This is a genomic window from Pseudomonas sp. P4_C3, assembly GCF_056402075.1.
Genome location: NZ_JBFUIC010000747.1, coordinates 1 through 729, shown reverse-complemented (window position 1 = coordinate 729; position 729 = coordinate 1). Strand labels below are relative to the sequence as shown.

Genomic DNA, 729 nt, shown 5'->3' with positions numbered 1-729 from the left:
CCCCATGCGGGCGCCGCTTTTGGCTTGTCTCGTGCGCCTCCCGGCGCTCGCTTGAGGAACTTCATCATGCTCCACGGCTACGGATCGAGCATTCTCGATGCTGGGTGGAAAGAAGGCTGAAGGCCCCGGCAATTACTATGAGCCTACGGTACTCGGCGACGTGACCGATCAGATGACATCATTCAAACAGGAGTTGTTTGGCCCTGTGGCCTCAATCATCACGGCCCGAGACGCAGCCCATGCGCTGGAATTGGCCAATGACAGCGAGTTCGGCCTCACCGCCACCCTCTACACGCGCAATGTCGAACTCGCCCGGCAGATGGCCGGCGAACTTGAAACCGGTGGAGTGTTCATCAACGGCTATAGCGCCAGCGATCCGCGTGTCAGTTTTGGTGGCGTGAAGAAGAGTGGCTTTGGCCGTGAGCTCTCGCACTTCGGGGTGCGCGAATTCTGTAATGCACAGACGGTTTGGCTGGATCGACGTTAAGGGCAGCGTAGTACTGCGAACTGGCTCAATTTCCGACAGAGCAAAAACCTTGATACTGGAATGAAAAAACGGGCGCCTTATCGGCGCCCGTTTTTTGTTCAAAGGATTGATGACACAGATGAGGTTCTGCCCACCAGCACCCAGTGTGCCGCCTCGCCCTGATATGTTTTTTTTCACTATGTTGATTTATGAAATGTTTTATGTCATTTATACCCTCGTGAATCATCGGGACAGTCCACCTT

The 729-nt window shown here is 54.6% G+C and carries 1 pseudogene; it reads left to right on the top strand.

Annotated features, from left to right (window positions below):
* Positions 1-94: 94 nt before the first annotated feature.
* A pseudogene (locus AC1DVH_RS32225) lies at positions 95-487 on the top strand (aldehyde dehydrogenase family protein); the annotation flags it as partial.
* Positions 488-729 lie beyond the last annotated feature (242 nt).